Here is a 24009-nt window from a genome sequence, read left to right on the forward strand (position 1 = left end):
GTTGAGTGTCTGTGATGCCGCTCGGTCGCCGGGTCAGACCGGGCAGCCCCGCCCGCGGGCCTTGGCCTGGTCGTCGAGGCGGAACATCGGGCCGGTGTCGGTGGGCTCGTCGTAGTACCGGTGGAACACCGGCGTGAGGCCACCGGAGATCGGCGGGACGATCCAGCTCCAGTCCACCGGGCACTTCCGCCCGGCGGCCTCCTCCTTCTCGACGAAGCGCAGGAAGCGCTGGGACTCGCCGTGGTGGTCGGCGAGGGAGACGCCGGCCTCGTCGAAGGAGTGCTGGACCGCGGCGGTGAGCTCGACGGCCGCGCGGTCCCGCCACAGGGTGCGCTCGCTGGAGGTGTCGAGGCCCATCGCCTCGGCCACGTCGGGGAGCAGGTCGTAGCGGTCGGCGTCCGAGAAGTTCCGGGCCGCGATCTCGGTGGCCATGTACCAGCCGTTGAACGGGGCCGCCGGGTAGGAGATCCCGCCGATGTCCAGGCGCATGTTGCTGATCACCGGCAGGGCGTGCCAGCGCAGCCCCAGGTCGCCGAACCAGCCGAAGTCGGGGTGGCTCAGCGGCACCTCGAGCACGGCGTCGGCCGGGACCTCGTGGACCTGCGGACCCGCGGCCACGTGCTCGCCGCCGCCGCTGACCACGAGCGGCAGGACGTCGAAGCGGCCCATCGGGCTCGGCGGCATCCAGCCCAGCGCGCGGGCGTGGTCGGTGAACCCGACGTAGCGCGGGTCGCCGAGCACCCGCCCGCCGGCCCGGTAGCCGGCGTAGCGGACGAGCTGCTCGTTCCAGATACGCGGCCCGGCCCCCGACGGCCCGTCGGGGGCGAACACCGTGATCGTGGAACGGATGCGTCCGCGGCGCGTGGCCTCGCGCAGGTGCCCGACGCACTCGGCGGCGACCTCGTCGGGCGCGGTGACGTGCCGGCGGTCGCGCAGGTGCAGGCTGCGCCAGTAGAGGCGCCCGATGCAGCGCGCGGAGCTCCGCCACGCCACGCGGGCACCGAACTCGAGCTCCGCGGTGGTGTGGACGTAGGTGCCGGTGCGGGCGATCTCGTCGTGCACCGCGGCGACCCGCGGCTCGACGGGGCCCTCGGCCGGGCTCTCGGCGTGGAAGAGGCGCAGGAACTCCTCGGCCTCGGCGGGGTCGACGGTGCCGCCGCGGACCGGGTGCTCGGGCGCGGGGACCGGGGTCCCGGTCGCGGGAGTGCCGGTCGTCGGGCTGCCGGTCGCGTCCGTCGCCGGGGCGGGGCCGGCGGGGTCGACCACCGGGTCGGCCGCCTCGGCAGGGGCGACCGCGTCGGCCGCGTCGACCGCGAGCGCCGCGGGGACCTCGGCGAGGTCCTCCGCCCCGTCGGGCGCCTCGGAGACCTCGGGAGACGCCTCGGGGGACACCTCGGGCGACACCGCGGGCACGGGCGCGCCCGTGCCGACGACCGACGGCACACGAGGCCGTGGACGGGGTCGCGGATGCGGGGTGGGGACCATGGTGTGGTCCCCGCTACCGACGGCCTCGATCGCCACGCCGCGCGTCATGCCACCTCCGTGTCTCGAAGCCGTCCCCGCGCGGCCGCCGTCCACTGTGCCGCCCCGCGCCTCGAAGCGGATCTCACTGTTCGGATCAATCGCCCGGCGGACGTCGGAGCCGTGGACGTCTGTTCGGCGCAATCTCGGCCGATCAACCAGAGATGAGCGGTTCGCGGAGCGCGTCGAACGGCATCTTCCACGATCGTGTCCGCGGCCGCCGACGTCACCACGCGGTGTCCCGGACATCGCCTTCCGACGCGCCGGCGTCCCGTGACGGCTCCACGTGGACCCACTGTAGAGGGTGCTCCGCGCACGGAGCGCATCCGCCGTCACCCCCTGGACCGTCCGGCTCATCCAGCGCGCTGACGGGTCGTTCGTCACCGGTCGATCACGTCTGGCACGCTGCCCGATCGACAACGTGTGATGACCTCGCACACAGCGCGTCACGTCGTCGGGGACAGCGCGCACCGCGGGGTCGGGAGGTGCACCGTGACGCGAGCCCCGGGGCCCGCGAGCCACGAGCCGGACGGGCCGGGCCCGCCGGGTCGAGCGCCCCTGCCCGCCGACGAGTGCGAGACCACGGTGCTGCCCGTGGTCGGCGCCGCCGAGACGGGACGCACGGCGCCCGCGCTGCCCGAGGTCCCCGCGATCGCCGATATCGCCGCTCCCGGGCGCCCCGACGTCTCGGCCGTCGTTCCCGCCGTCGTCACCCCCGAGGAGCTCCCGGGCCGTCGCCGGCCGCGCCCGTCGCGGCACATGCGGGCGCGCGCCGACGAGATGGCGCGCCTCCTGTCCCGCACGCACGGGACCGGTCGCCGGGACCGCCGCGCGCTGTCGTCGCTGCCGGCGGCCGCCGCCGTGCTCGCCGCCCTCGCGGTCGGCGGGGTGGGCATCGCCCTCGGGCTCGACGCCCAGCGGACCGGGGCGCAGATCGCGCTCCCGGGCCTGCCCGACGTGCCGGCCGAGCAGACCCCGGTCCCGGAGACCGACGGCACCACCACCGTCCCGACGGTCGACACCGGCGCCGTCGAGGCGCTCGAGCCCGACATCTCCGTGCGGGTCGTCGAGCCCTCGTCGGTCGGCGCCGAGGCGCGCCGCGCGCCGCAGCCGGCCGCGCCCCCGCGCGCGACGACCCCGTCGTCGCGGACCCGCCCGAGCGCGACGACCCCCCGTTCGACCACCCCGGACCGCCCCACCACGTCCACCCCGACCCCGCGCTCGACGGCGTCGGCCACCCCGCGCGAGGGCGGCGGCGAGGACGGGGCCCCGCCGGAGGACACGGCCGGCGGGAGCCGGGGCCTCGACGAGCTCGGCGACGGCTCCTCGACCTCGTCCTCGCCCCTCGACGGCGGATTCCCCACCGCGAACTGACGCGGCCGGGCGCCCGTCCGGCGACACACGCCCGCGACCCCCGCGGCCGGTGGAGATCGACAGCGGGGAGCGGTCGCCGTGCGACGACGGGTGACGCGGCCGATCGGCCGCGTCACCCGATCCGGGGGCCGGCGGGCTCCGCTCACCGGGCGTGGCCCTACGCTGACCGCACGGGAACACGACAGAGCGGTACCGGCGGCGACCGGGAGTAGCGTTCGCAGGTCGAGGACAACCGCTAGGGTGGCGCGACGCCGGGGGAGACCAGTCATCCGGGACGAGGAGTCGACCAGACGTGACCGCAGCGAGGGACGACCGTTCCCTGGCGGGGGGACCGCTCGGCCGGTCACCCGTGCCGGGGGGCGCCCGCGACCGTGACCTCCGCGACGACCACCGCGTGGAACCCCGGGGCGGCTACCGGGGCGGCGAGGCCCGCGACGGCCGCCGGTCCGAGCCCGACGGCTACGAGACGTCCTCCGGCCCCCTGTCCCGACCCCTCGGGTCCGGCCGCCCGGCCGACCCCGACGAGACCGACAGCTCGGTCTTCGACATCGCCGACGATCGCCGTGACGGCCCGTCGTACCGACCGTCCACACACGGACCCGAACGCACGGGTCCCTACCGCTCGGCGTCCGAGGGGAGCTCGATGACCTACCCGCCCGGCTCGTACGGTCGGCAGTCCGGCGTGCGCTCCTACCCGGGGTCCACGCCGGCGGCCGCGCCGCCGGCCCCCTCCGACGGTGGCCGGTACGACGGGGGCCGGCACAACGGTCCGTCGTCGATGCCGCCGATCCCCACCGCGCCGCCCCCGCCGCCGCCCGCCCCGGCCCCCGCGGCCCCGTCGGCCCCGACCGGCCGGGCGCCCGAGGGCGTCGGGCTGCCGGCCCCGCGCGAGGCCGCGGCATCGAACGACGTGCACGACATGGTGTCGCTGATCCGGTCGAGCTTCGCCGCGGTCGCACCGCGCTCCGACGAGCTGACCCAGCTGTTCTACGGCTGGCTGTTCCGGATCGCGCCCGAGACCCGCGAGCTGTTCCCGGTCACCATGGAGCTGCAGCGCACGCGGCTGCTGCGGGCGCTGGTCCACGTGGTGCAGATGGTCGACCGGCCCGACGAGCTGTCGGTCTTCCTGCGCCAGCTCGGCCGCGACCACCGCAAGTTCGGGGTCATCGGCGAGCACTACGACAAGGTCGGCGAGGCCCTGCTCGGCGCGCTGCGCGAGACGGCCGGACCGGAGCTGTGGACCCGCGAGGTCGAGGAGGCGTGGAGCGGCGCGTACGGGATCGTCGCGCAGGCCATGCGCGAGGCGGCCGACGCCGAACGCGGCCCCGCCGTGTGGATGGCCCGCGTCATGGAGCACCGGCGGATCTCCCAGGACCTCGCCGTGGTCCGGGTGCAGACCAGCCAGCCGGTGCCCTACCAGGCCGGGCAGTACGTCAGCGTCGAGACGCCGCAGCGCCCGCGCATGTGGCGCTCGATGTCACCGGCCAACGCCCCGGGCCCGGACTGCGTGCTCGAGTTCCACGTGCGCACGGTCCCCGGTGGCTGGGTCAGCCGGGCGATCGTGTCGCACGCGCGCGTCGGCGACGTCTGGCGCATCGGCCCGCCCATGGGCCAGATGACGCTCGACCCCCGCTCGCGCTCCGACCTGCTCATGGTCGCCGGCGGCACCGGCCTGGCGCCGGCCCGCGCGATCATCGAGCAGCTCATCATCGACGGCACCGACCGCAAGGTCGCCCTGTTCGTCGGCGGGCGCACCTGGGCCGACCTCTACGACATCGAGGCCCTGCGGCGCAGCGCGCAGGAGAACCCCTGGCTGTCGGTCGTGCCGGTGGTCGAGGACGACGGCCGCGCCCACGGCGCGGAGACCGGCACGGTGGGCGAGGTCGTCGCCCGCTACGGCGCCTGGGCCGACCGGGAGATCACGGTCAGCGGCTCGCCGCCCATGGTCCGCGCGACCACCAGCGCGCTCCTCGACGCCGGAACGCCGTTCCTCAACATCCACTACGACCCGTACCACACGGACTGAGCAGACGCTTTCGGAGCGAACGGGTATCTCGCTGCTTCTAGGCGCGCGAGCTCCCCGTTGATCTCCCCGGTCCGGCGAGCGGGTGTGGAATCGAACGCGCTGTTCGCTGCTTCTTGCGCAGCGAACAGCGCGTTCGCTCGTTTCCTCGGGGCGCTCGTCCCGGGGGCGCGCGGGCGTCAGGCGCCGGCGGTCTGGCGCGGGGTCATCTCGACCGAGAGCTCCGGCGGCTTCGCCAGCGTCTGGAACACGACGCAGTAGCGCTCGGTGAGCTTGTGCAGGGTGGCGAGGGTGTCGGCGTCGGCGTCGGTGTCGAGGTCGAAGCGCAGGCGGACCTCGCGGAACCCGACCGGCGCGTCCTTGGCGACACCCAGGGTGCCGCGGAAGTCGAGGTCGCCCTCGGCGTGCACGTTGCCGCCGCGGACCTCGACCCCCATCGACGTGGACACGGCGCGCAGGGTGACGCCCGCGCAGGCGACGAGCGCCTCGAGCAGCATGTCGCCGGAGCAGAGCTGGGTGCCGTCGCCACCGGTGGCGGGGTGCAGCCCGGCCTCGACGAGCGCCTGGGAGGTCTGCACGCGGCAGGCGATGCCCGAGCCGTCGACGTCGCCATCGGCCTTGAGCGTGACGACCGCCGCCTCGGGGTCCTCCTTGTACTGCGACTTGAGCGGGCCCTGGGTCTCGGCGAGCTTCGACTTGTCCATGACCGCGATCCTCCCCCGTGATCGGTCGTGCGTCACCTTGTCGTCACGGGGTCGCCACGGGCGTCCGCACCCGCCGGGGGCGGCAGGCGGCGACCGCGACGGCCCCGACCAGCGAGAACGCGACGAGCAGCGGCAGCCCGTCGTTCCAGCCCTCGACCAGCGCAGCCGGGCCGGCGCCCAGGGAGGGGCGGGTGGCGACGACCGCGATCACGGTGGTGCCGATCGCCGAGCCGACGTAGCGGGCGGTGTTGTTGGCGCCGCCGCCCATCGCCCCGCGACCCGGGGGCACGCTGGCGACGGCCTCGCGGCCCAGCGACGCGTTGACGACCCCGCTCGCCGCGCCGGCCAGCGCGAGCCCGGGCACCAGCGAGAGCGGGCTGTCGCCGACCGCGAGTCCCAGCAGCAGGAGCTGGGCGAGCGCCACGACGGCGAGGCCCGCCGCGAGCAGCAGCCGCCCGGCCCAGGCCGCGGGGAGGCGACGGGCGAGCAGCGCGGTGACGACGCTCGTGCCCGACCAGGCGAACAGGAGCAGGGCCCCGACGAGCGCGGTGCTGCCCAGCCCGCGCTCGACGACGGTGGGCAGGAAGGAGGTCGACGCGATGATGCCCATGCCCGTCGCGAGCGCGCCGACGGTGGCGGCGACGAACGCCGGCGACGCGAACAGGCCCAGGTCGAGCATCGGGGCGGCGCGCCGGCGCTCGAGGACGACGAACACCGCGAGCAGCACGACGCCGGCCGCCAGCAGCGCGAGCACGCCGGGCCGGGTGAACCCCGAGCGGCCCTCGACGAGGCCGGCGAGCAGCGCGGCGAGGCCGGCGGCGAGGACGAGCACGCCGGGCAGGTCGAGCGGGCGCGGGACGTCGGCGCGGGATTCCGGTACCGCGCGCGCGGCGACGACGGCGAGGACCACCGCGGCGAGCGCGGCGGCCCAGTAGGCGCCGGTCCAGCCGACGACGCGGTCGAGGCCCGACGCGAGGAACGGGCCCGCGGCGATGCCGGCGCCGAGGCTCGCGCCCCACACGCTGCCGGCCGTGCGGGCCTCGTGCGTCCCTGCGGGGAAGGCGTGGCCGAGGAGCCCCTGGCTGCACGCGAGCAGCGCGGCCGCCCCGATCCCCTGCAGCACGCGGGCGACGACGAGCACGAGCGCGTTCGGGGCCAGCGCACCGAGGACCGACGACGCCGCGAGCACCCCGGCGCCGAGCACGAGGACCCGGCGCCGGCCGAGGTCATCGCCGAGCGCGCCCACCGAGAGCAGCGCGACGCCGAGCCCGATGCTCATCGAGCTGAGGATCCACGCCTGCGCCTCGGGACCCGCCCCGAGCGACGTGGCCGTCGAGGGCAGCGACGCGAGCGGCGTCGTGAAGACGACGAGCGCGAGAAACGTCGCGGTCCCGGCGACGGCGAGCACGGCGCGGGGGCGGTCGACCGGGGTCACGTCGCAGCACGCTAGCAGCACTGGTTCGGTCATTGAACCTCTCCGGCGGAGGCGGCTACCGTGGTCGCGTGCCGCTGGGGAAGGACTACGACCGCCAGGACTGCGCACTCGCCCGCGCGCTCGAGGTCGTCGGCGAGCGCTGGACGATGCTGGTGCTGCGCGACTGCTTCTTCGGCGTCCGCCGCTTCGCCGACCTGCGCGCCCACCTCGACATCCCCCGCGCCGTGCTCTCCGACCGGCTGGCGACCCTCGTCGACGCCGGCATCCTCGAACGACGCCCCTACGCCGCCGGCCGCGACGAGTACGTGCTCACCGAGGACGGGCTCGACCTGTGGCCCGCGCTGTTCTCCCTCGCGCGGTGGGGTGACCGGCACCGCGTCGGGCGCGGCGGCGGGCGGCGCCGGTTCCGCCACGCCGACTGCCCGGCCGGCGGGGCCGACCTCGCCGCCGGCGGCGTCTGCCCCGCCTGCGGCACCCTGCCGCCGCCGTCGGCGCTGGAGACGCGGGCGCTCGACCCCGACGAGGACGACGGCACGCGGCCCGAGCGCCACGACGCCGTCAGCCGCGCCCTGCGCCGCCCCCACCGGCTGCTGGCGCCGCTCCCGTGAACCCCACGTGAGCGGAGTTCACGATCAGGACCGTGAATTCCGCTCACACGGCCCGGTCACCACGCACCCACCGGGCGGCGGATGGCGACGTTGGCGTGGTTGAACAGGTTCGTCAGGGCGACCTGGGCGACCAGCCCGGCCAGCACCGTCTCGTCGAACTGCCGGGCCGCCTCGGCCCACACCTCGTCGGACACGGGGTCGGGGCGGTCGGCGATCCGCGTCGCCGCCTCCCCCAGCGCCAGCGCCGCCCGCTCGGCGTCGGAGTAGCCCGGCGCCTCGCGCCAGACCGGCAGCATGTCGATGCGCTCGTCGGACTCGCCGTTCTTGCGCAGCGCCTTCGTGCCCGTGTCGACGCAGAACGCGCAGCCGTTGATCTGGCTGACGCGCAGGTGCACGAGCTCCAGCGTGGCGTCCGGCACGCCCGCGGCGCGGATGGTGCCGATCATCGACCCCACCGCCTCGCCGAAGCCGGGAAGGGCGCGGGTGAAGTGCTCGAGTCGTCCGGCCATGATGGTCTCCTCCGTCGGCCTGTCACATCGACCGGCGCTCGCCGGTCACCAGGGAGACTTCTCGCGACGCAGGGATGTGACCGATGGAGACGAATCCGGCTGACCTGGCGGGGACCTTCGAGACCCACCGCCCGCACCTGCGCGCGGTGACGATGAGGCTGCTCGGCAGCCCGTCCGAGGCCGACGACGCGGTGCAGGAGACCTGGCTGCGCCTCGCGCGCACCGACGTCTCCGACGTGGAGAACCTGCGCGCCTGGCTGACGACCGTCGCCGGCCGCGTGGCGCTGACGATGCTGCAGCGGCGCGCGACCCGCGCCGAGTCGGACCTCGCCGAGGCCGAGAGCGCGGTGGACGAGGAGCCCGACCCCGAGACCCGGGCACTGCAGGCCGACGCGCTGGGCGCCGCGCTGCACGTCGTGCTCGAGCGCCTCGAGCCCGCCGAGCGCCTCGCGTTCGTGCTGCACGACCTGTTCGGCGTCCCGTTCGACGAGATCGCGACGGTCGTCGAGCGCAGCCCGGTCGCGGCCCGGCAGCTCGCGAGCCGTGCGCGGCGGCGCGTGCGGGGCGGGTCCGCCGGCAGCGACCCGGACCCGGCGCGGCGGCGCGAGGTCGTCGCGGCCTTCCTCACCGCCGCCCGCGACGGCGACTTCGCCGGGCTGCTCGGCGTCCTCGACCCCGACGTGGAGCTGCGTGCCGACCGCATCGCGCTGGCCGCGGCCGCCGCGAACCCGAACGCGCCGCAGGTCGCCGGGGAGATGCGCGGCGCCGAGGTGATCGCCCGCGTGTTCAGCGGGCGCGCCACCGCTGCCCAGCCGGCGCTGCTCGACGGCGCGGTCGGGATCGCCTACGCCCCGGGCGGGCAGGTGCGCGCGGCGTTCGACCTCGTCGTCGTCGACGGGCGGATCGTGGCCATCGAGATGATCGCCGACCCCGACGTGCTCGCCGGGATCGAGGTGGAGCTGCGGTGACCCGGCGTGTCGCGTCGGCGAGGATGTGGCGATCCTGGTGTCAGATGCCAGCGATGCCGCATCGCTCGCACCGCGAGGTGCGTGGGAGCGGCTAGATGAGGCCCATCTTGGAGGCGGCGTAGACGGCCTCGGCGCGGCGGGTGACGTCGAGCTTGCGCATGAGGTTGCCGACGTGGAACTTCACCGTCGTCTCGGAGATGAAGAGCTCGCGGCCGATGGTGCGGTTGGACATGCCGCGGGCGAGCAGCCGCAGGACGTCGAGCTCGCGGCCGGTCAGCGGGTCGCCGTGGGGCTGCTGCCCGTTGAGGGAGCGCACCACGGCGGCCGCCGAGCGGGAGTCGAACGCCGACTCGCCGCGGGACACCGCGCGGATCGCCGCGGTCAGCTCCGTGGTGTCGACGTCCTTGACCACGTAGCCGCGCGCGCCGGCGTGGACGGCCTCGACCACCAGGCGGTCGTCGAGGAACGTCGTCAGCACGAGCACCCCGACGCCCGGGTGGGCCTGCGTGAGCTGGCGGCACAGCTGCAGGCCCTCGGAGTCGGAGCTGGTCGAGAGCTTGAGGTCGAGCAGCACGATCGACGGGCGCTGGTGCGCGACGACGGCGAGCGCCTCGGCAGCGCTGGACGCCTCGCCGACGATGGCGAACTGCGGCTCGCGCTCGAGCACCGAGCGCAGGCCCTGGCGGACGATGGCGTGGTCGTCGACGAGGACGATGCGCACCTCGCCGCGCTTGGCGGCGGCGCGGGCGGGCACGCGGATCTCGGTCATGTCCGGCTCCCGGCTTCCTCGGTGTCGGTGGTGGGTGTCGCGGCGGGCGCCGCGGGCAGCGGCACGCCGACCTCGACGCGGATACCGCCCTGGGGTGCACGGCGGATGCGGAGGGTGCCGCCGATCTCGCGGGCGCGCTCGGCCATGTTCACCAGGCCGCGGTGGGACCCGTCGAGGTCGCCCGCGGCGGCGACGCGCAGCGAGCGGCGCACGTGCTCGGGGTCGCCGGTGCCGTCGTCGGACACCGAGAGCACCAGGCGGTCCTTGCGGTAGGCCAGGCGCACGACGGCCACGCCCGCCTCGGCGTGGACCGCCGCGTTGAACAGTGCCTCGCCCGCGACCCGGAAGAGCGAGCGCTCGGCCGCCGACGGCAGCGGCACCGGGCGCCCCTCGATGCGCACCTGCACCCGCAGGTCCGAGGGCATGTGGACCGTCGAGAGCTCCTCGAGCATGGCGGGCAGGCTCTGCCGGCCGCGGTCGCCGGAGTGGTTGAGCGCGTAGATCGCCGAGCGCAGCTGCTCCACGGCGCGCCGCGTCAGCGCCTTGGCGGTGCCCAGGCGCTCGCGCTGACCCTCGTCGCGGATCTCGGAGCGGACGACCTCGATCTGCATGCCCGCCGAGAGCGCGTACTGCGTCACCGAGTCGTGCAGCTCGCGGGCGATCCGGTGCCGCTCGGAGTCGAGCACCTCGCGCTGGCGGGCGACGGTCAGCGCGTCGCGGGTGTGCTGGAGCTGTTCGTTGCGCGCGGCGAGGTCCTCGGCGTGCCGGCTCGCCTCGCCGTAGAGCCGCATGGTGCGCTGGTGCAGCGCCGAGTTCTGCAGCGCCGCGGCGGTCTGCCCGGCGAGCACGCGCAGCACCGAGGCGTCGGTGGCGTCGATGGCCCGCTCGGCGCCGGTCCACGCAACGATCTCGCCGACGACGTCGCCGTCGAGGTGCACCGGGACGTGCAGGTGGTGGGGGTCGTGCGCGGGGTCCGACGCCGGGGTGACGACGTGGGTGTGCCCCTCGCCGGCGTGCACCGCGCGCAGGTGCGCGACGACCCACGGCGGCAGCTCCGGGTCGTCGGCCCCGACCTCCTCGCCCGCCGGACCGAGCACCAGGTGGCGCGGCGCGGCCTCGGGCAGCGCGCCGTCGGCGAGGGCGAAGACCACCCAGTGCGCGGTCAGGTGGTCGGCCGCGGCCTCCGCCACCGCGCGGACGAGCGTGCCGGGGCCCTCGGTGGTGCGCACCAGCGCCCGGGAGATCCGGTCGAGGGCGTGGATGACCCGGCGCAGCCGCTCGGCCGAGGCCAGGTACTCGATGTAGAAGGACGGCTTGCCCGACCGGATGCCGGTGAGCTGGTCCAGATCGTGGTGGTCGACGGACATCGGGTCTACAGAGCCGCGCGGAACAGCGTCTCGATGTCGGCCTGGTCGGCCTCGCGCGGGTTGGTGGACAGGCAGGCGTCGGCCAGCGTCATCGCCGACAGCACCGGCACGTCCGCCTCGGTGACCCCGATCTCGCCCAGGCCCTTGGGCACGCCCAGCTCGTCGCCGAGCCGGCGGACCTCCGCGGCCGCCCACTCCGCGGCCTCCGCGGCACCCGCCGTCGAGTCGGGCACGATCTGCCCGGGCAGGCCCAGGGCCTGGGCGATCGGCACGAACCGGTGCGGGTCGGGCTCGGCGTTGAAGCGGATGACGTGCGGCAGCAGCACCCCGTTGATGACGCCGTGCGGCAGGTCGAGCAGGCCGCCGACCTGGTGGCTCATGGCGTGCGCGGCACCGAGGATCGCGTTGGTGAACGCGAGCCCCGCCTCGAGCGCGGCCTGCGCCATGCAGGTGCGCGCGCCCTCCTCGGCGGGGTGGTCCATCGTGCGCTCGAGGTGCTCACCGACCAGCGCGATCGCCTGCAGCGCGTGGTGGTCGGTCAGCGGGTTGTGGGCGCGCGAGACGTAGGCCTCGATCCCGTGGGTGAGCGCGTCGAGCCCGGTGGCGGCGTTGAGCCAGTCGGGCATGGTCGTGAGCAGCGACGGATCGACGACCGACACGTCGGGCACCATCGCGCGCCCCAGGATCGTGATCTTGGTGTTGCGCGCCGTGTCGGTGACGATGCAGAACTGCGAGACGTCGGCGCCCGTGCCCGAGGTGGACGGCACCATGACCAGCGGCGGGATGGGCAGCGCCATCCGGTCGACGCCCTCGTAGTCGAGGATCGTGCCCCCGTTGCCCGCGAGCAGCGCGATGCCCTTGGCCGCGTCGATCACCGACCCGCCGCCGAGCGCGACGATGACGTCGCAGCCGTGCTCGCGGTAGGCCACGTGGCCCGCGGCGATCTCGTGGTCCTTGGGGTTGGGCGTGACGCCCGACCACACCGTCGGGCGCAGCCCGGCCTCGGCGAGGTGGGCGCCGAGCTGGGTGGGCCAGCCGGCGGCGCGGAGCCCGGGGTCGGTGACGAGCAGGGGCCGGCGGGCCCCGAGGCGGACCGCCGCGTGGGCCGCCTCCGACAGCGAGCCGGGGCCGAAGAGGATCTCCGGGACGTGGAACTTCGCGAGCCGCGTGGTCCCCGTGCGTGACCGCGCCGCCGCCCGGTCGGCCGGGCTGGCCGCGGGGGCCGTCGGGAGGGCGGACGCCCCGACCACCGGCTCCACGGCGCGGCGATGGGCGATGACCGACTCTCCCGCACGGGTCACGCTGTCGACGAGGACCACGCTGCCCCCTTCCTGCCGGCGACGATGAGGCCCACGTTACAGACGACGACCGGGCGACGGCAGGGTGTCGAACGGGTTCGGTCGCGCCCGATCGGACGGCCTCGCGGCGCAGGTCACACGCCGTTCACGCCGCCCTCGACGGCGCGAGCCCGCCCGGTCCGGCCTCTGCTGCGGCCTCTGCTCCGGCCTCTGCTCCGGCCTCTGCTCCGGCGTCCACCAGGAACGCCTCCTCGCCCCACCAGCGGCGGAACGTCGCGAGGCCGACGCCGTCGACCAGGCGCCGCGTCTGGCTGCCCTGGGCGAGCATCGCCTCGATCTTGCGGTCGAGGTGGGCGCCGTCCAGGCGCAGGTGCAGGCCGGGCACGACCTCGCCGGCGGGCTCGTCCACGAACACCCCGAAGGCGGCGTTGACGTCGGCGAAGCGGCGCGTGAACCCGGGGGCGAGGACCGCCCGCAGCAGCTCGACGTGGGGGGCGACGGCGTCGCGGGCGCGGGTCGTCCAGCGGCCGACGGCGCGGTGGTCGGGGTGCCCGGTGACGCCGTCGGGGCCGAAGGTGACGATCCTGTCCGGGGCCACCTCCTCGATGATCGACGCGATCGCCCGCGCGGCGAGCGGCTCGGCGGCGTCGGCGCAGGCGCCGTCGCGGTGGCCGAGGAAGCGGTGCTCGTCGACGCCGAGCACGGCCAGCGCCGCCTCGAGCTCGCGCTCGCGGTGGCGCCCGAGCCGCGCCGGCGGCCAGGCGGCGGGGTCGTCGGTGCCGTGCTCGCCGCGGGTCGCGGTGGCGAGGACGACGCGGTCGCCCCGCTCGCGCGCGGCGAGGACCAGGCCGGAGGACAGGAAGGTCTCGTCGTCGGGGTGGGCCCAGACGCCGAGCAGGGTGCGGGTCACGACAGGACCTCCGCGAGGACGGTGACCGCGACGGCGGCCAGGACGGGCAGGGCGGGGTGGCGGGTCCGCCACGCGACGAGGGCGGCGACGGCGAGGGCGGCCGGGACCGCGACGGGCACGGACGCCGAGGCCGTCGTGGTGACGAGCGACGTCGCTACGAGGCCGGCGAGCGCGGCCGGTGCGAGGTGGGGCAGGCCGCGGCGCAGCAGGGCCGGCAGCCGGTGGGCCGGGACGAGCGTGATGAGGACGGTGCGCAGGCCGTGCGTGGCGACGGCCGCGAGGAGGAGGGTCATGAAGGGCTCCGGTCGGTCGGGTGGTCGGTGGGGCGGTCGGCGGCGGTCGCCGTGACGACCCCCGCGGCGATCGCGGTCAGCAGGCCGAGGCCCTCCGGGAGAGCGGCGGCGGCGACGGCCACCACCGCGGCGACGAGGGCCGCGACGCGACCGGACCGGGCGCGCAGGTGCGGCACGAGCATCGCGAGGAACATCGCGGGCGCCGCGACGGTCAGGGCCGCGGAGGCGGGCAGCACCGGCGCGAGCAGCGCGCCGAGCGCGGTCATCGCGATCCAGGCCGCGGCGAGCCCGCCGCCCGCGGTCAGCCAGTAGCGGCGGAAGCGCGCCGGGTCGTCGAGGTCGGTCCGTCCCGCGACCATGGCGTACGTGGGGTCGACGACGAAGTGCGGCGCGAGCCAGCGGAACCACGTCGGCTGGTCGCGGAACCGGGGTTCCAGCGCCGCCGCGTAGAGCAGGAAGCGGGCGTTGACGACGGCCACGGTGGCGACGACCGCGCCGGTGGCCGCGCCACCGGCGAGCAGGGTCAGCGCGGTGAGCTGGGCGCTGCCGCCGAGCAGCAGGACCGAGGAGAGCACCGCGGTGCCGCCGCCGGCCGCCGAGCGGGCGCCGGTGACGCCGATGAGGAGGGCGAAGGGAGCGAGGCCGAGGGCGACCGGCGCCAGGTCGCGCACGGCCGTCGCGATCTCGCCGCGGGGGGCGGTGTGACGCTCGGTGACGGACATGGCCGAACCATCGCGTCCGGACCGCGGTCAGGGCGTCGGTGCCCGCTCCCCATCTTGCGCCGCGTGACCACCTAGGCCCGGGCGACGCGACGATCCGGTACGAGCCCGAGGCGCCGACCGGCCGCGGCGGCCTCGCGGCGGGAGGGCACCTCCAGCTTCGCGAGGATCGCCGAGACGTGGTGGTCGGCGGTCTTCTCGGAGATGTACAGGCGCCCGGCGATGCCGGCGTTGGTCAGGCCCTCGGCGAGCAGGCGCAGGACGTCGACCTGGCGCGGGGTGAGGCCCGCGGGGTTCGTCCGCGTCGTCGCGCGCGGGCGGGCGGGGACACCGGCGACGCCGCGCCCGCGCAGGTCGCGGCGCACCTTGGCCGCGACGGCGTCGGCGCCCAGGCGGTCGAACGTCTCGAGCGCGGTGAAGATCTCGGCCGTGTCGCCGGTGTCGACGAGCGCGAGCGCCGCCTCGTAGGGCGCGCCGAGCGCGGTCCACGCCCGCGCGGCGCCGGCGGCGTCACCGTCGAGCAGCAGGCGGTCGGGGCCCTCGGCGGGCAGGAGGGGCGGGGTCGCGGGGTGTCCGAGCCGGCGCAGCCACACCGCGAGCTCGGCGGCGGACCACTCGGTGCCCGGGCGCGCACCGGCCTCGGCGAGCACGGCGAGCACGTCACCGAGGCGGGCGTCGGGCGCGCCGGTCACCCAGCAGCGCTCGGCCAGCGCCGACGCCGCGGGCAGCAGGCGCAGCGGCTCGCCGAAGTGGCGCGCGATGTCCCAGCCGCGCTCGAGGTGGGCGTCGGCCTCGGCCTCCCCGCGGCGCAGCGCGACGAGCCCGAGCACCAGCGACGGCCAGGTGTGGGTGAGCATCGACCCGCTCTCGGTGAGCACGCCGCGGGCGTCGTGGGCGGCCTCGTCCCAGGCGCCGCGCAGCACGCGCAGGCGGGCGCGCACGCCGCGCTGCCAGTGCTCGCAGATCGGGTACTCCCACTGCACGGTGAGCGGCAGGCTCCGGTCGAGCACCTTCTCCGCCGCGTCGAGGCGGCGCTGCTCGACGTCGAGGTTCGCGAGCTGGGTCCAGCAGGTGGAGTGCTCGACCTTGACGTCGTCGCCGACCGCCTCCAGCGCGCCCAGGAGCCGGCCGCGCGCCGAGCCCTCGCCCGCCAGCATCGCGACGACGGTGTCGAGCATGAGCAGCCGGACCTCGAGGGCGTCGTCGCCGACGTCCGCCGCGACGGCGCGGGCCCGGTCGTGCAGCTCGCGGGCGGTGGCGAGGTCGTTGTCCTGCATCGCGAGGAACCCGCGGGCCGCGAGCGCGTGCCCGAGGAGCACGGCGGCGGGGCTGCCCGGCGTGGCGCGGGGGCCGAGCACCTCGATCGCCGTGGTCGCGTGCTCGACGGCTCGCGCGCGGTCGCCGTGGTACCACTGGAACGAGGCCAGGGACCGGTGCCCGGCGCCGACCCCGTCGAGGTCGCCCACGGCCTGCCGCCACGCGATGGCGCGGTGGCAGGCGGCGATCGCCTCACCGAGCCGGTTGGTGAGGAAGAGCTCGTGCGCGAGCAGCTCGCCCAGGCTCGCGCGGGCCTCGAGGGCCTCGAGGGCCTCGCCGGGCGCGTGCTCGAGCGCGGTGGTGAAGAAGCGTGCGGCCTCGGTGTGCGCGCCCGCGCCCGCCGCCACGCGCCCGGCCCGCGCGGCGTAGCGGAACACGCGCGTGTCGTCGCCGGCGGCCAGCGCGTGGTGGGCGAGCACGGCGGGGTCGGGGTCGGGCAGCGTCTCGAGCGCGGCGAGCATCCGCCCGTGCAGGGCGATCTCCCCGCCGGGCGGGATGGCGCCCGCGACCGCGAGCCGACAGATGTCGTGGCGGAACGTGATGCCGCGCCGGTCCCGGGCGATGAGGCCCGCCGTGTCCAGGGTGCGCAGCGGCCCGAGGCCGGCGCCGAGCGCGGGCAGCAGGGCGTCGGGGACCGGGCCCGGGGCGCAGGCGAGCAGGTCCGCGAGGTCCCCCGCCTCGGGGTCGAGCCCCGCGGTGCGGGCGAGCACGGCGTCGCGCACCGACGCGGGCAGCGTGTCCCCGTCCTGGCTGATCACCTCGGTCACGAAGAACGAGTTCCCGCGCGTGAGGCGGTGCAGGTGGGCGGGGTCGATGGCGCGCTCCCCCACCAGCGCGGTGACCGCCGCGACCGACAGGGGCCCGAGCTCCACCCGGGTCGCGGCGGGGCTGCGCGCCACGTCGCCGAGCAGGGCACGCAGGGCGGGCTGGGGGTCGGGCTCGTCGGCACGGTAGGTGGCGAGGACCAGCGAGCGGGTGCGGGCGACGCGGCGCAGCAGGAAGCGCAGCAGGTCGACGGTCGCCTCGTCGGCCCACTGCAGGTCGTCGACGACCAGCAGCAGCGGGCGCTCGGCGAGCGCGTCGAGCAGGGCGCGGTGGATCTCGTGCGGCGGGGCGCCGGTGTGCAGCAGTCGCGTGACGGGCTCGCCGAGGTCGGCGGCGACGTCGTGCAGCGGGCCGAGCGGGCGGGGCACGCCCAGCGGGTCGCAGACGCCCCACAGGACCTGGGCGTCACCGGAGCCGGCCCGGAGACCGGCGGCGAAGGCCCGGGCCAGCGACGTCTTCCCGATGCCGGACTCCCCGGCGAGCACGACGATCGAGCCCGTCCCGGAGCACGCCTCGGCCCACGCGCGCGCGAGGAGGCGCTGCTCGTCCTCACGCTCGAGCAGGTCCACCAGCATTACTCTACGTGATCGACATCACCCCTGGAATGTCCCGATCGGCCTAGTCCCCGGGCGGGAATCTAGGGAGGTCCTCCCGATGACCACGCCGGCGCGTGAGCGGAGGCTGCTCTCCCACCGGCCGGCAGGACGCCGGCGCACCGGACGGGAGACACCGAGATGACCGACACGACCACCGCCACCCCCACCGCCACCACCACCGAGGCCGAGGCCGACGCCGCCGCCACCGACGCCCGCGCCGCGGACGCCGCCCTCAAGGCCCGGCACCGCACGATGTGGGGCCTGGGCGACTACCCCGACGTCGCCGCCCGGCTCATCGCCGAGCTCGGTCCCGTCCTCGTCACCGCCACCGGGATCCGTCCGGGCGAGCGGGTGCTCGACGTCGCCGCGGGCACCGGGAACGTCGCCGTACCCGCGGCCCTCGCCGGCGCCGACGTCGTCGCCGCCGACCTCACCCCCGAGCTGTTCGTCGCCGGCCGCGCGGCCGCGGAGCGCGCGGGCGTCACGCTGCAGTGGCAGGAGGCCGACGCCGAGGCGCTGCCCTACGACGACGACACGTTCGACGTCGCCACCTCGTGCGTGGGCGTCATGTTCGCGCCGCACCACCAGCAGGCCGCCGACGAGCTCGTCCGCGTCGTGCGTCCCGGCGGCCGGATCGGCCTCGTCAGCTGGACACCCGAGGGCTTCGTCGGCGACCTGTTCAGGACGATGAAGCCGTTCGCACCCCCGCCGCCGCCCGGCGCCCAGCCGCCACCGCTGTGGGGCGACGAGGCGCACGTCCGGGCGCTGCTCGGCGACCGCGTCACCGACGTCGAGGCCCGGCGCCGGACCGTGACGGTGGACGCGTTCGACACCCCCGACGGCTTCCGCTCCTACTGGAAGGAGACCTACGGGCCGACGATCGTCGCCTACCGCACCAACGCCGCGGACGCGCAGCGCACCGCGGAGCTCGACCGGGAGATCGCGGCCGTCGCGCAGCGCCACGCCCGCGACGGGGAGGGCCTCGTCATGGACTGGGAGTACCTGCTGCTGACCGCCCGTGTCGCCTAGGTCTGGCTGAGGGCGGCGTCCAGCGACGCGGCCGACACCGCGGGCTCGACGTTGGACTCGGTGTGGATGGGGCCCTCGCGGTCGGAGAGCGGGGTGCCCCGTCCGCCCCACTGCTGGGCGATCATCTCCGCGGCGATCGACACCGCGGTCTCCTCCGGGGTCCGCGCGCCCAGGTCGAGGCCGATGGGGCTGGACATGCGCGCCAGCTCCTCCTCGGTGACCCCAACCTCGAGCAGGCGCTGGCGGCGGTCGAGATGGGTGCGCCGCGAGCCCATGGCGCCGATGTAGCCGATCTCGGGCAGGCGCAGCGCCACCTCGAGCAGCGGCACGTCGAACTTCGGGTCGTGGGTGAGCACGGCCAGCGAGGTCCGGGAGTCGATGCGCCCGGCCTCGGCCTCCTTCGCGAGGTAGCGGTGCGGCCACTCGACGACGACCTCGTGCGCCTCGGGGAAGCGGCTCGAGGTCGCGAACACCGGGCGGGCGTCGCAGACCGTCACGCGCATGCCGAGGAACGTGCCGATGCGCGCGACGGCGGCGGCGAAGTCGATGGCGCCGAAGACGATGAGCCGGGGCGGCGGGGCGAACGACTCGACGAAGACCTGCAGGCCCTCGCCGCGGCGCTCGCCGTCGGTGCCGTAGGACACGAGCGCCGAGCGCCCGGCGGCGAGCAGGCCGCGGACGTCGTCGCGCAGCGCGTCGTCGAGGCGCGCGGAGCCGGTGCTGCCCTCGACCTCCTCCGGCCACACGACCAGCCGGCGTCCGAGGCGCTCGGCGGGACCGGAGACGACGGTGGCGACGGCGACCGAGCGGTGCTCGCGCACGGCCTCGGCGATGGCCCCCAGCTGCGGGAACGACTCGCGGTCGACCTTCTCGACGTACACGTCGAGGATGCCGCCGCAGGTCAGCCCGACCGCGAACGCGTCGTCGTCGGAGACGCCGTAGCGCTGCAGGGTCGCCTCGTCGGTGCCCTCCAGGATGCCGGAGCCGAGCTCGTAGACCGCGCCCTCGACGCAGCCGCCCGACACGCTCCCGACCGCCTGGCCGTCGTCGCCGACGAGCATCGAGGCGCCGGGCTGGCGCGGGGCGGAGCGAAAGGTCCCGACGACGGTCGCGAGCGCGGTCGGGCGCCCGTCGGCCCACCAGCTCTCCAGGGTCGGCAGCACGTCACGCATCCCGCAGCACCTCCAGGAGCTCGGCCAATGTGGTGAGGGAATGACCCGCCAGCAACCGGTCAACGTGCGGGAGGGCCGCTGCGATTCCCCCCTGCACGGGCTCGTAGCCGCTCTTGCCCGCGTGCGGGTTCACCCAGACCACCTTGTGGGCCAGGCGCCGCAGCCGCGCGGACTGCTCGCCGAGCAGGTCGGCGCCCCCGCGCTCCCAGCCGTCGGAGAACACGACGACCACCGCGCGCCGGGCGACGCCGCGCTGGCCCCAGCGGTCGAGGAACGCGCGCAGCACCTCGCCGAGCCGGGTGCCGCCCGACCAGTCGGGGATCGCGCGCCCCGCGTCGGCCAGCGCGCGCTCGGCGTCGCGCTGGCGCAGCTCGCGGGTCACGCGGGTCAGCCGGGTGCCGAGCGTGAACGTCTCCACGGCCGTCGGCGTGCGGCGGGTGACGACGTGCGCGAAGCGCAGCAGCGTGTCCGCGTACGGGCTCATGGAGCCGGACACGTCGATGAGCAGCACCACCCGGCGCGGGCGCTCGCGGCGGGCGCGGCGTCGCAGGTCGGTGATCTCCCCGCCGTTGGCGAGCGCGGCGCGCAGCGTGCGCCGCGGGTCGGGCTCGCCGCGCCGCGCGGCGCGCCGGCGACGGGCCCGGCGCCTCGGCGGGGCCGGGCGCAGGAGGGCGAGCAGCTGCCGGAGGTGCTCGCGCTCGCCGATCGAGAGCTCGGCGATGTCCCGGTCGCGCAGGATCTCCTCGCCGGACGCGGCCACCCGCAGCTCCGGGGTCTCCTCGTCCTCGTCGCCGGTGCCCGAGCCCGGTGGCGGATCGGTGAGCGCCGCCATCGTCGAGATGCGCGGCTTCGGCGGCGCCGGGCGGCCCATGCGCTGGTCGCGCGGGTCGGCGGAGAACCAGGCGGCGAAGGCGTGGTCGTAGCGCACGACGTCGTCGGGGTCGCCGCACAGCGTCAGGCGCCCCGCCCAGTACGTCGCGACCTCGCTGCGCAGGTCGCTCAGGCGCAGGGCCTGCAGGTACGCCGCGACGCGGTCGGTCGTGACGGGCACGCCGGCGTTGCGCACGAGGCGGGTGAACGCGACGAAGTCTTCGAGGACCGCGTCGGTATCGGGCGTGGACTCCCCGCTGAGGGACTCCACGACGCCGGCGGCGAGCAGGGCACCGGCGTGCTGGCGGGGGGCGGGTGCGTCGCTGCTCCCACCCCGGTCACCGGTGCTGCTCATGAGGCGAGCAGGGCGTCCAGCTTGTCCCGCGCCCGGTCGGCGTCCTCGCGGTACTTCAGCACCGCGCCCAGCGTCGCGGTGGCCGACGCGAGGTCGAGGTGCCGGGCCCCGACGAGCTGCAGGGCCTGCGCCCAGTCGATCGACTCGGCCACACCGGGCGGCTTGAGCAGGTCCAGCCCGCGCAGCCCGTGCACCGCCTGCGCGACCTGCTCGGCGAGCGCCTCGGGCAGGTCGGGCAGGCGCCGGCGCAGGATCGCGGTCTCGCGGGCGAGGTCGGGGTGCTCGAGCCAGAGGTAGAGGCAGCGGCGCTTGAGCGCGTCGTGCACCTCACGGGTGCGGTTGGAGGTCAGCACGACCAGCGGCGGCGTCTCGGCGCGCACGACCCCGATCTCGGGGATGGTGACGGAGTTCTCGGCGAGCACCTCGAGGAGGAACGCCTCGAACTCGTCGTCGGCGCGGTCGACCTCGTCGACGAGCAGCACGCACGGCGCGTCCTGCAATGCCTGCAGCACGGGGCGCGCGAGCAGGAAGCGGCGGTCGTAGAGCGAGGACTCGACGGCGTCGACGTCGAGCTCGGTGTGCGAGGCGCTGGCGGACGCCTCGAGGGCGCGCAGGTGCAGGAGCTGGCGCGGGAAGTCCCAGTCGTAGAGCGCCTGGGCGGCGTCGATGCCCTCGTGGCACTGCAGGCGCACGAGGGGCAGCCCGAGCGCCTGGGACAGCGCCTGGGCGAGGGCGGTCTTCCCCGTCCCCGGCTCGCCCTCGCAGAACAGGGGGCGACCCATGCGCAGCGCCAGGAAGGCCGCGGAGGCGAGGCCCGCGTCGGCGAGGTAGCCGGTGCCGTCGAGGGCGCGCGCCAGGTCGTCCGGGCTGGTGGGTTCGGTGGTCACGCTCACCGGTCCAGCATCCCGCAGCACCGAGGGGGTAGCCACCGGACGACCGGGCAGGACACCCCTCGACCTGAGGGTTCCTGCTCCGAACGGACGCGCCGGCACCGTGAGGCCACGCACACATTGGATCTGTGCTACACCGGTGAAACATCAACCGAACCGTGATCATCTCCCGCTCACAGCAGGGGATTCGTTCCTCGTCAGGTCACGGTCAGGTCGCAGGAGGGTGACGACGGTCGCCAGAGCACGGGTTGAAAGACGACGTGTGCTCCGTACCGTTCGACAGCGGTTCCCGACGACACGCCGGATCGGTGTGTGCGGGGCCGGACACATCCGGGGCCGCCGCGCCGACGCCCGTCCAGCGGTCCCGGATCAGAGAGCCCCGAAACGAAAGAGGCGGACCGGACGGGCGCGAGGAACGAGAGGCCCCGGGTGCTTCCCCGAGCACCCACGGGCGGTGAGGCCGCGTGGAACCGGCCGTCGACCCGCTCGCGAGGCCCTGCCCGCGCGGCGCGGTACGGAGAGAGGTCATGGCTCGGAACACCGAAATGTCGCTGGCGCGCGCCCTCGGACGGCGAGCGGCGCAGTTCGCCCTGGTGGGTGCGATGGCGGCGACCCCGCTCGCGCTGGGCACGGGCATCGCGTCGGCCGACACCGACTGGGACGAGCTCGCCCAGTGCGAGAGCAGCGGCGACTGGAGCACGAACACCGGCAACGGGTTCGGCGGCGGGCTGCAGTTCACCGACTCCACCTGGGAGGCCTTCGGCGGCTCGGGTGATCCGGAGGACGCCAGCCGCGCCGAGCAAATCCGCGTCGCGGAGCGGGTCAAGGCCGAGCAGGGCATGAACGCCTGGCCGACCTGCTCGAAGAAGACGGGCAACACCGACGACTCCCCGAACACGGGCTCGTCCTCGTCCTCGTCGTCGTCGTCCTCCTCGTCGTCCTCCTCGTCGGACGAGGAGTCGAGCTCCTCGGACTCGGACTCCGGCGCCGAGAGCATCTCCGCCGCGGGCTCGAGCTCGGCGAAGCAGGCCGCGGGCGGCGCCTACACCGTGGTCAGTGGCGACACCCTCAGCGGGATCGCCGCGGCCCACGGCACATCCGTCGCGTCCCTGGCGCAGGCCAACGGCCTCGCCGACCCGGACACCCTGGCGACGGGCCAGCAGCTCAAGGTGGGCTGACCCCTCCCCCGAGCGCTTCGACGACCCCGGTCCTGCCCCGAGCTGGACCGGGGTCGTCGTCGTTCGCGGCCCGGGTGGGCGCGGTGTCGCAGCGAACGCGCTGTTCGCGGCCTCGAGGCGCGCGAACTCCCCGTCCGCAACATTGTGAAGCGCGACACACCTCTCAGCGACAGGCCGTGGCGGGCACTCGCGCTGCGTCACACCGAGGCCCGAGAGCTGCACGTTCGTCACCTGTTCGTGACTTCGACCCGGTTTCACACAGCTGAGAGCCACCGGCCGCCACGGTCGCGGAGATCTACCGTCGTCACGTCGGCCCGCGCGGCGGCGCCGACCGGAGCCCGCGCGCCGCCCTGTCCGGCGGGTCCCGTTCCCCCGTAGCAGCGTGCCCGGACAGGGCCTCGAATCACCGGTGCTCCCGCTGTCCGCTCCCCCTCGCGCGACGGCCCGGTGCGGGGACCGGCGCGGCCTCGTGGAGACCCGTGGACACCGTGCGCCCCGCGCTGCCCGCAGCGCCCTCTGCTCCCTCCCCCGCTGCCCCGGCCGGTCGGGGGCGTCACCGCGCCCCGCGCCGCCCCGGCCGCGTCGGCCGGGCCACCCTCGCCGTCGTCGCGGCGGGCGCCCCCGTCGTCCCGGCCGCGCTGCTCGCCGCGCCGGCCGCCCACGCCGACACCGACTGGGACGCGCTCGCCCAGTGCGAGAGCGGCGGCGACTGGGGCATCAACACCGGCAACGGCTTCGGCGGCGGACTGCAGTTCACCGACTCCACCTGGCGCGCCTTCGGCGGCTCCGGCGAGCCCGAGGACGCCAGCCGCGCCGAGCAGATCCGCGTCGCCGAGCGGGTGAAGGCCGGGCAGGGCATGAACGCCTGGCCGACCTGCTCGCGCAAGACCGGGCAGACCGACGACTCGCCCAACAGCAGCGTGCCGTCCTCGGACGAGGGTTCCTCGAGCTCGTCCTCGTCGTCGGGCTCGTCGTCGGGCTCGTCCTCGGGCTCCGGGGACGACGACGAGGCCGAGAGCCAGGACGCCGGGAGCGACTCGGGCTCCGACTCGGGCTCCGACTCGGGCTCCGACTCCGGCTCCGGCTCCGAGGCCCGCCAGGTCCGCAGCGCCACCCCGTCCGCGGGCAGCTACACCGTCCGGGCCGGCGACACGCTCAGCTCGATCGCCGCGTCCCACGGGTCGAGCTGGCGCTCGATCGCGCAGGCGAACGGCGACGTCCTCACCGACCCGAACATGATCTTCCCGGGCCAGACGCTGTCGATGGGCTGACGCCGCCC

General features: G+C 75.9%; 21 protein-coding genes. 7 read left to right on the forward strand and 14 right to left on the reverse strand.

Going from position 1 to position 24009, the window contains the following annotated elements:
• Positions 1-33 precede the first annotated feature (33 nt).
• Complete coding sequence (locus ACYX4T_RS14435; protein ID WP_476015277.1) at positions 34-1266, reverse strand: nitric oxide synthase oxygenase; 1233 nt, start codon at positions 1264-1266, stop codon at positions 34-36.
• A 747-nt stretch (positions 1267-2013) separates the two neighbouring features.
• Here ACYX4T_RS14435 and ACYX4T_RS14440 point away from each other — a divergent pair.
• Together ACYX4T_RS14440 and ACYX4T_RS14445 are read left to right on the forward strand one after the other, a co-directional pair.
• Positions 2014-2895, forward strand: coding sequence for a hypothetical protein (locus tag ACYX4T_RS14440; RefSeq protein ID WP_476009998.1), 882 nt, complete (start codon positions 2014-2016; stop codon positions 2893-2895).
• A 292-nt stretch (positions 2896-3187) separates the two neighbouring features.
• A complete protein-coding gene (locus ACYX4T_RS14445; protein WP_476009999.1) occupies positions 3188-4921 on the forward strand; it encodes an FAD-binding oxidoreductase in 1734 nt (577 codons plus the stop codon).
• A 176-nt stretch (positions 4922-5097) separates the two neighbouring features.
• Here ACYX4T_RS14445 and ACYX4T_RS14450 read toward each other — a convergent pair whose 3' ends face one another.
• The gene (locus ACYX4T_RS14450) at positions 5098-5622 is read right to left on the reverse strand and encodes an OsmC family protein (protein ID WP_476010000.1); all 525 of its coding nucleotides are present in this window, start codon (positions 5620-5622) and stop codon (positions 5098-5100) included.
• A gap of 43 nt (positions 5623-5665) precedes the next feature.
• Positions 5666-7057 carry an MFS transporter gene (locus tag ACYX4T_RS14455; protein ID WP_476010001.1) on the reverse strand — a complete coding sequence of 464 codons (1392 nt, stop codon included), beginning with the start codon at positions 7055-7057 and terminating at the stop codon, positions 5666-5668.
• 68 nt (positions 7058-7125) lie between these two features.
• Between ACYX4T_RS14455 and ACYX4T_RS14460 the strand changes: the two genes are divergently transcribed.
• A complete protein-coding gene (locus ACYX4T_RS14460) occupies positions 7126-7665 on the forward strand; it encodes a winged helix-turn-helix transcriptional regulator (RefSeq protein ID WP_476010002.1) in 540 nt (179 codons plus the stop codon).
• A 56-nt stretch (positions 7666-7721) separates the two neighbouring features.
• Here ACYX4T_RS14460 and ACYX4T_RS14465 read toward each other — a convergent pair whose 3' ends face one another.
• A complete protein-coding gene (locus ACYX4T_RS14465) occupies positions 7722-8174 on the reverse strand; it encodes a carboxymuconolactone decarboxylase family protein (RefSeq protein WP_476010003.1) in 453 nt (150 codons plus the stop codon).
• A gap of 83 nt (positions 8175-8257) precedes the next feature.
• Here ACYX4T_RS14465 and ACYX4T_RS14470 point away from each other — a divergent pair, with 83 nt between their 5' ends.
• Positions 8258-9142, forward strand: coding sequence for a sigma-70 family RNA polymerase sigma factor (locus ACYX4T_RS14470; protein ID WP_476010004.1), 885 nt, complete (start codon positions 8258-8260; stop codon positions 9140-9142).
• 91 nt (positions 9143-9233) lie between these two features.
• Here the strand turns inward: ACYX4T_RS14470 and ACYX4T_RS14475 are convergent, their stop codons facing one another.
• The 7 genes from ACYX4T_RS14475 to ACYX4T_RS14505 all read right to left on the reverse strand — a co-directional run bounded on the left by ACYX4T_RS14475 (position 9234) and on the right by ACYX4T_RS14505 (position 17209).
• Positions 9234-9911 carry a MadR family response regulator transcription factor gene (locus tag ACYX4T_RS14475; protein ID WP_274203679.1) on the reverse strand — a complete coding sequence of 226 codons (678 nt, stop codon included), beginning with the start codon at positions 9909-9911 and terminating at the stop codon, positions 9234-9236.
• On the reverse strand, positions 9908-11278 hold the full coding sequence (locus ACYX4T_RS14480) for a MadS family sensor histidine kinase (protein ID WP_476010005.1): 1371 nt from the start codon (positions 11276-11278) through the stop codon (positions 9908-9910). Before ACYX4T_RS14480 ends, ACYX4T_RS14475 begins: the two co-directional genes overlap by 4 nt.
• Before the next feature lie 5 nt (positions 11279-11283).
• The gene (locus tag ACYX4T_RS14485) at positions 11284-12579 is read right to left on the reverse strand and encodes an iron-containing alcohol dehydrogenase (RefSeq protein ID WP_476010006.1); all 1296 of its coding nucleotides are present in this window, start codon (positions 12577-12579) and stop codon (positions 11284-11286) included.
• A gap of 142 nt (positions 12580-12721) precedes the next feature.
• Entirely contained in the window at positions 12722-13486 is a 765-nt protein-coding gene (locus ACYX4T_RS14490) for a PIG-L deacetylase family protein (RefSeq protein ID WP_476010007.1), read from the reverse strand.
• A complete protein-coding gene (locus ACYX4T_RS14495) occupies positions 13483-13779 on the reverse strand; it encodes an AzlD domain-containing protein (protein ID WP_476010008.1) in 297 nt (98 codons plus the stop codon). The genes ACYX4T_RS14490 and ACYX4T_RS14495 overlap by 4 nt, the downstream gene beginning before the upstream one ends.
• Complete coding sequence (locus ACYX4T_RS14500; protein WP_476010009.1) at positions 13776-14501, reverse strand: AzlC family ABC transporter permease; 726 nt, start codon at positions 14499-14501, stop codon at positions 13776-13778. The genes ACYX4T_RS14495 and ACYX4T_RS14500 overlap by 4 nt, the downstream gene beginning before the upstream one ends.
• A 71-nt stretch (positions 14502-14572) precedes the next feature.
• Positions 14573-17209, reverse strand: coding sequence for an ATP-binding protein (locus ACYX4T_RS14505; RefSeq protein WP_476010010.1), 2637 nt, complete (start codon positions 17207-17209; stop codon positions 14573-14575).
• 165 nt (positions 17210-17374) lie between these two features.
• Here ACYX4T_RS14505 and ACYX4T_RS14510 point away from each other — a divergent pair, with 165 nt between their 5' ends.
• Entirely contained in the window at positions 17375-18265 is an 891-nt protein-coding gene (locus ACYX4T_RS14510; protein ID WP_476010011.1) for a class I SAM-dependent methyltransferase, read from the forward strand.
• Here the strand turns inward: ACYX4T_RS14510 and ACYX4T_RS14515 are convergent.
• The 3 genes from ACYX4T_RS14515 to ACYX4T_RS14525 are packed head-to-tail and all read right to left on the reverse strand — an operon-like array spanning position 18262 to position 21549.
• Positions 18262-19437 (reverse strand): XdhC family protein, encoded by a 1176-nt coding sequence (locus ACYX4T_RS14515; protein ID WP_476010012.1) that lies wholly within the window; start codon positions 19435-19437, stop codon positions 18262-18264. The genes ACYX4T_RS14510 and ACYX4T_RS14515 overlap by 4 nt on opposite strands.
• A complete protein-coding gene (locus tag ACYX4T_RS14520; RefSeq protein ID WP_476010013.1) occupies positions 19430-20662 on the reverse strand; it encodes a vWA domain-containing protein in 1233 nt (410 codons plus the stop codon). Before ACYX4T_RS14520 ends, ACYX4T_RS14515 begins: the two co-directional genes overlap by 8 nt.
• A complete protein-coding gene (locus ACYX4T_RS14525; protein ID WP_476015278.1) occupies positions 20659-21549 on the reverse strand; it encodes an AAA family ATPase in 891 nt (296 codons plus the stop codon). Before ACYX4T_RS14525 ends, ACYX4T_RS14520 begins: the two co-directional genes overlap by 4 nt.
• Positions 21550-22079: 530 nt before the next feature.
• On the opposite strand from ACYX4T_RS14525, the gene ACYX4T_RS14530 reads away from it, so the two are divergent.
• Positions 22080-22730 (forward strand): LysM peptidoglycan-binding domain-containing protein, encoded by a 651-nt coding sequence (locus ACYX4T_RS14530; RefSeq protein WP_476010014.1) that lies wholly within the window; start codon positions 22080-22082, stop codon positions 22728-22730.
• Positions 22731-23209: 479 nt separating this feature from the next.
• Positions 23210-24001: a transglycosylase family protein gene (locus ACYX4T_RS14535; RefSeq protein WP_476010015.1), complete on the forward strand. Its 792-nt coding sequence runs from the start codon at positions 23210-23212 to the stop codon at positions 23999-24001.
• The last annotated feature ends 8 nt before the right edge of the window (positions 24002-24009 follow it).

It is taken from the genome of Actinomycetospora sp. ABD4_176, from assembly GCF_056311855.1.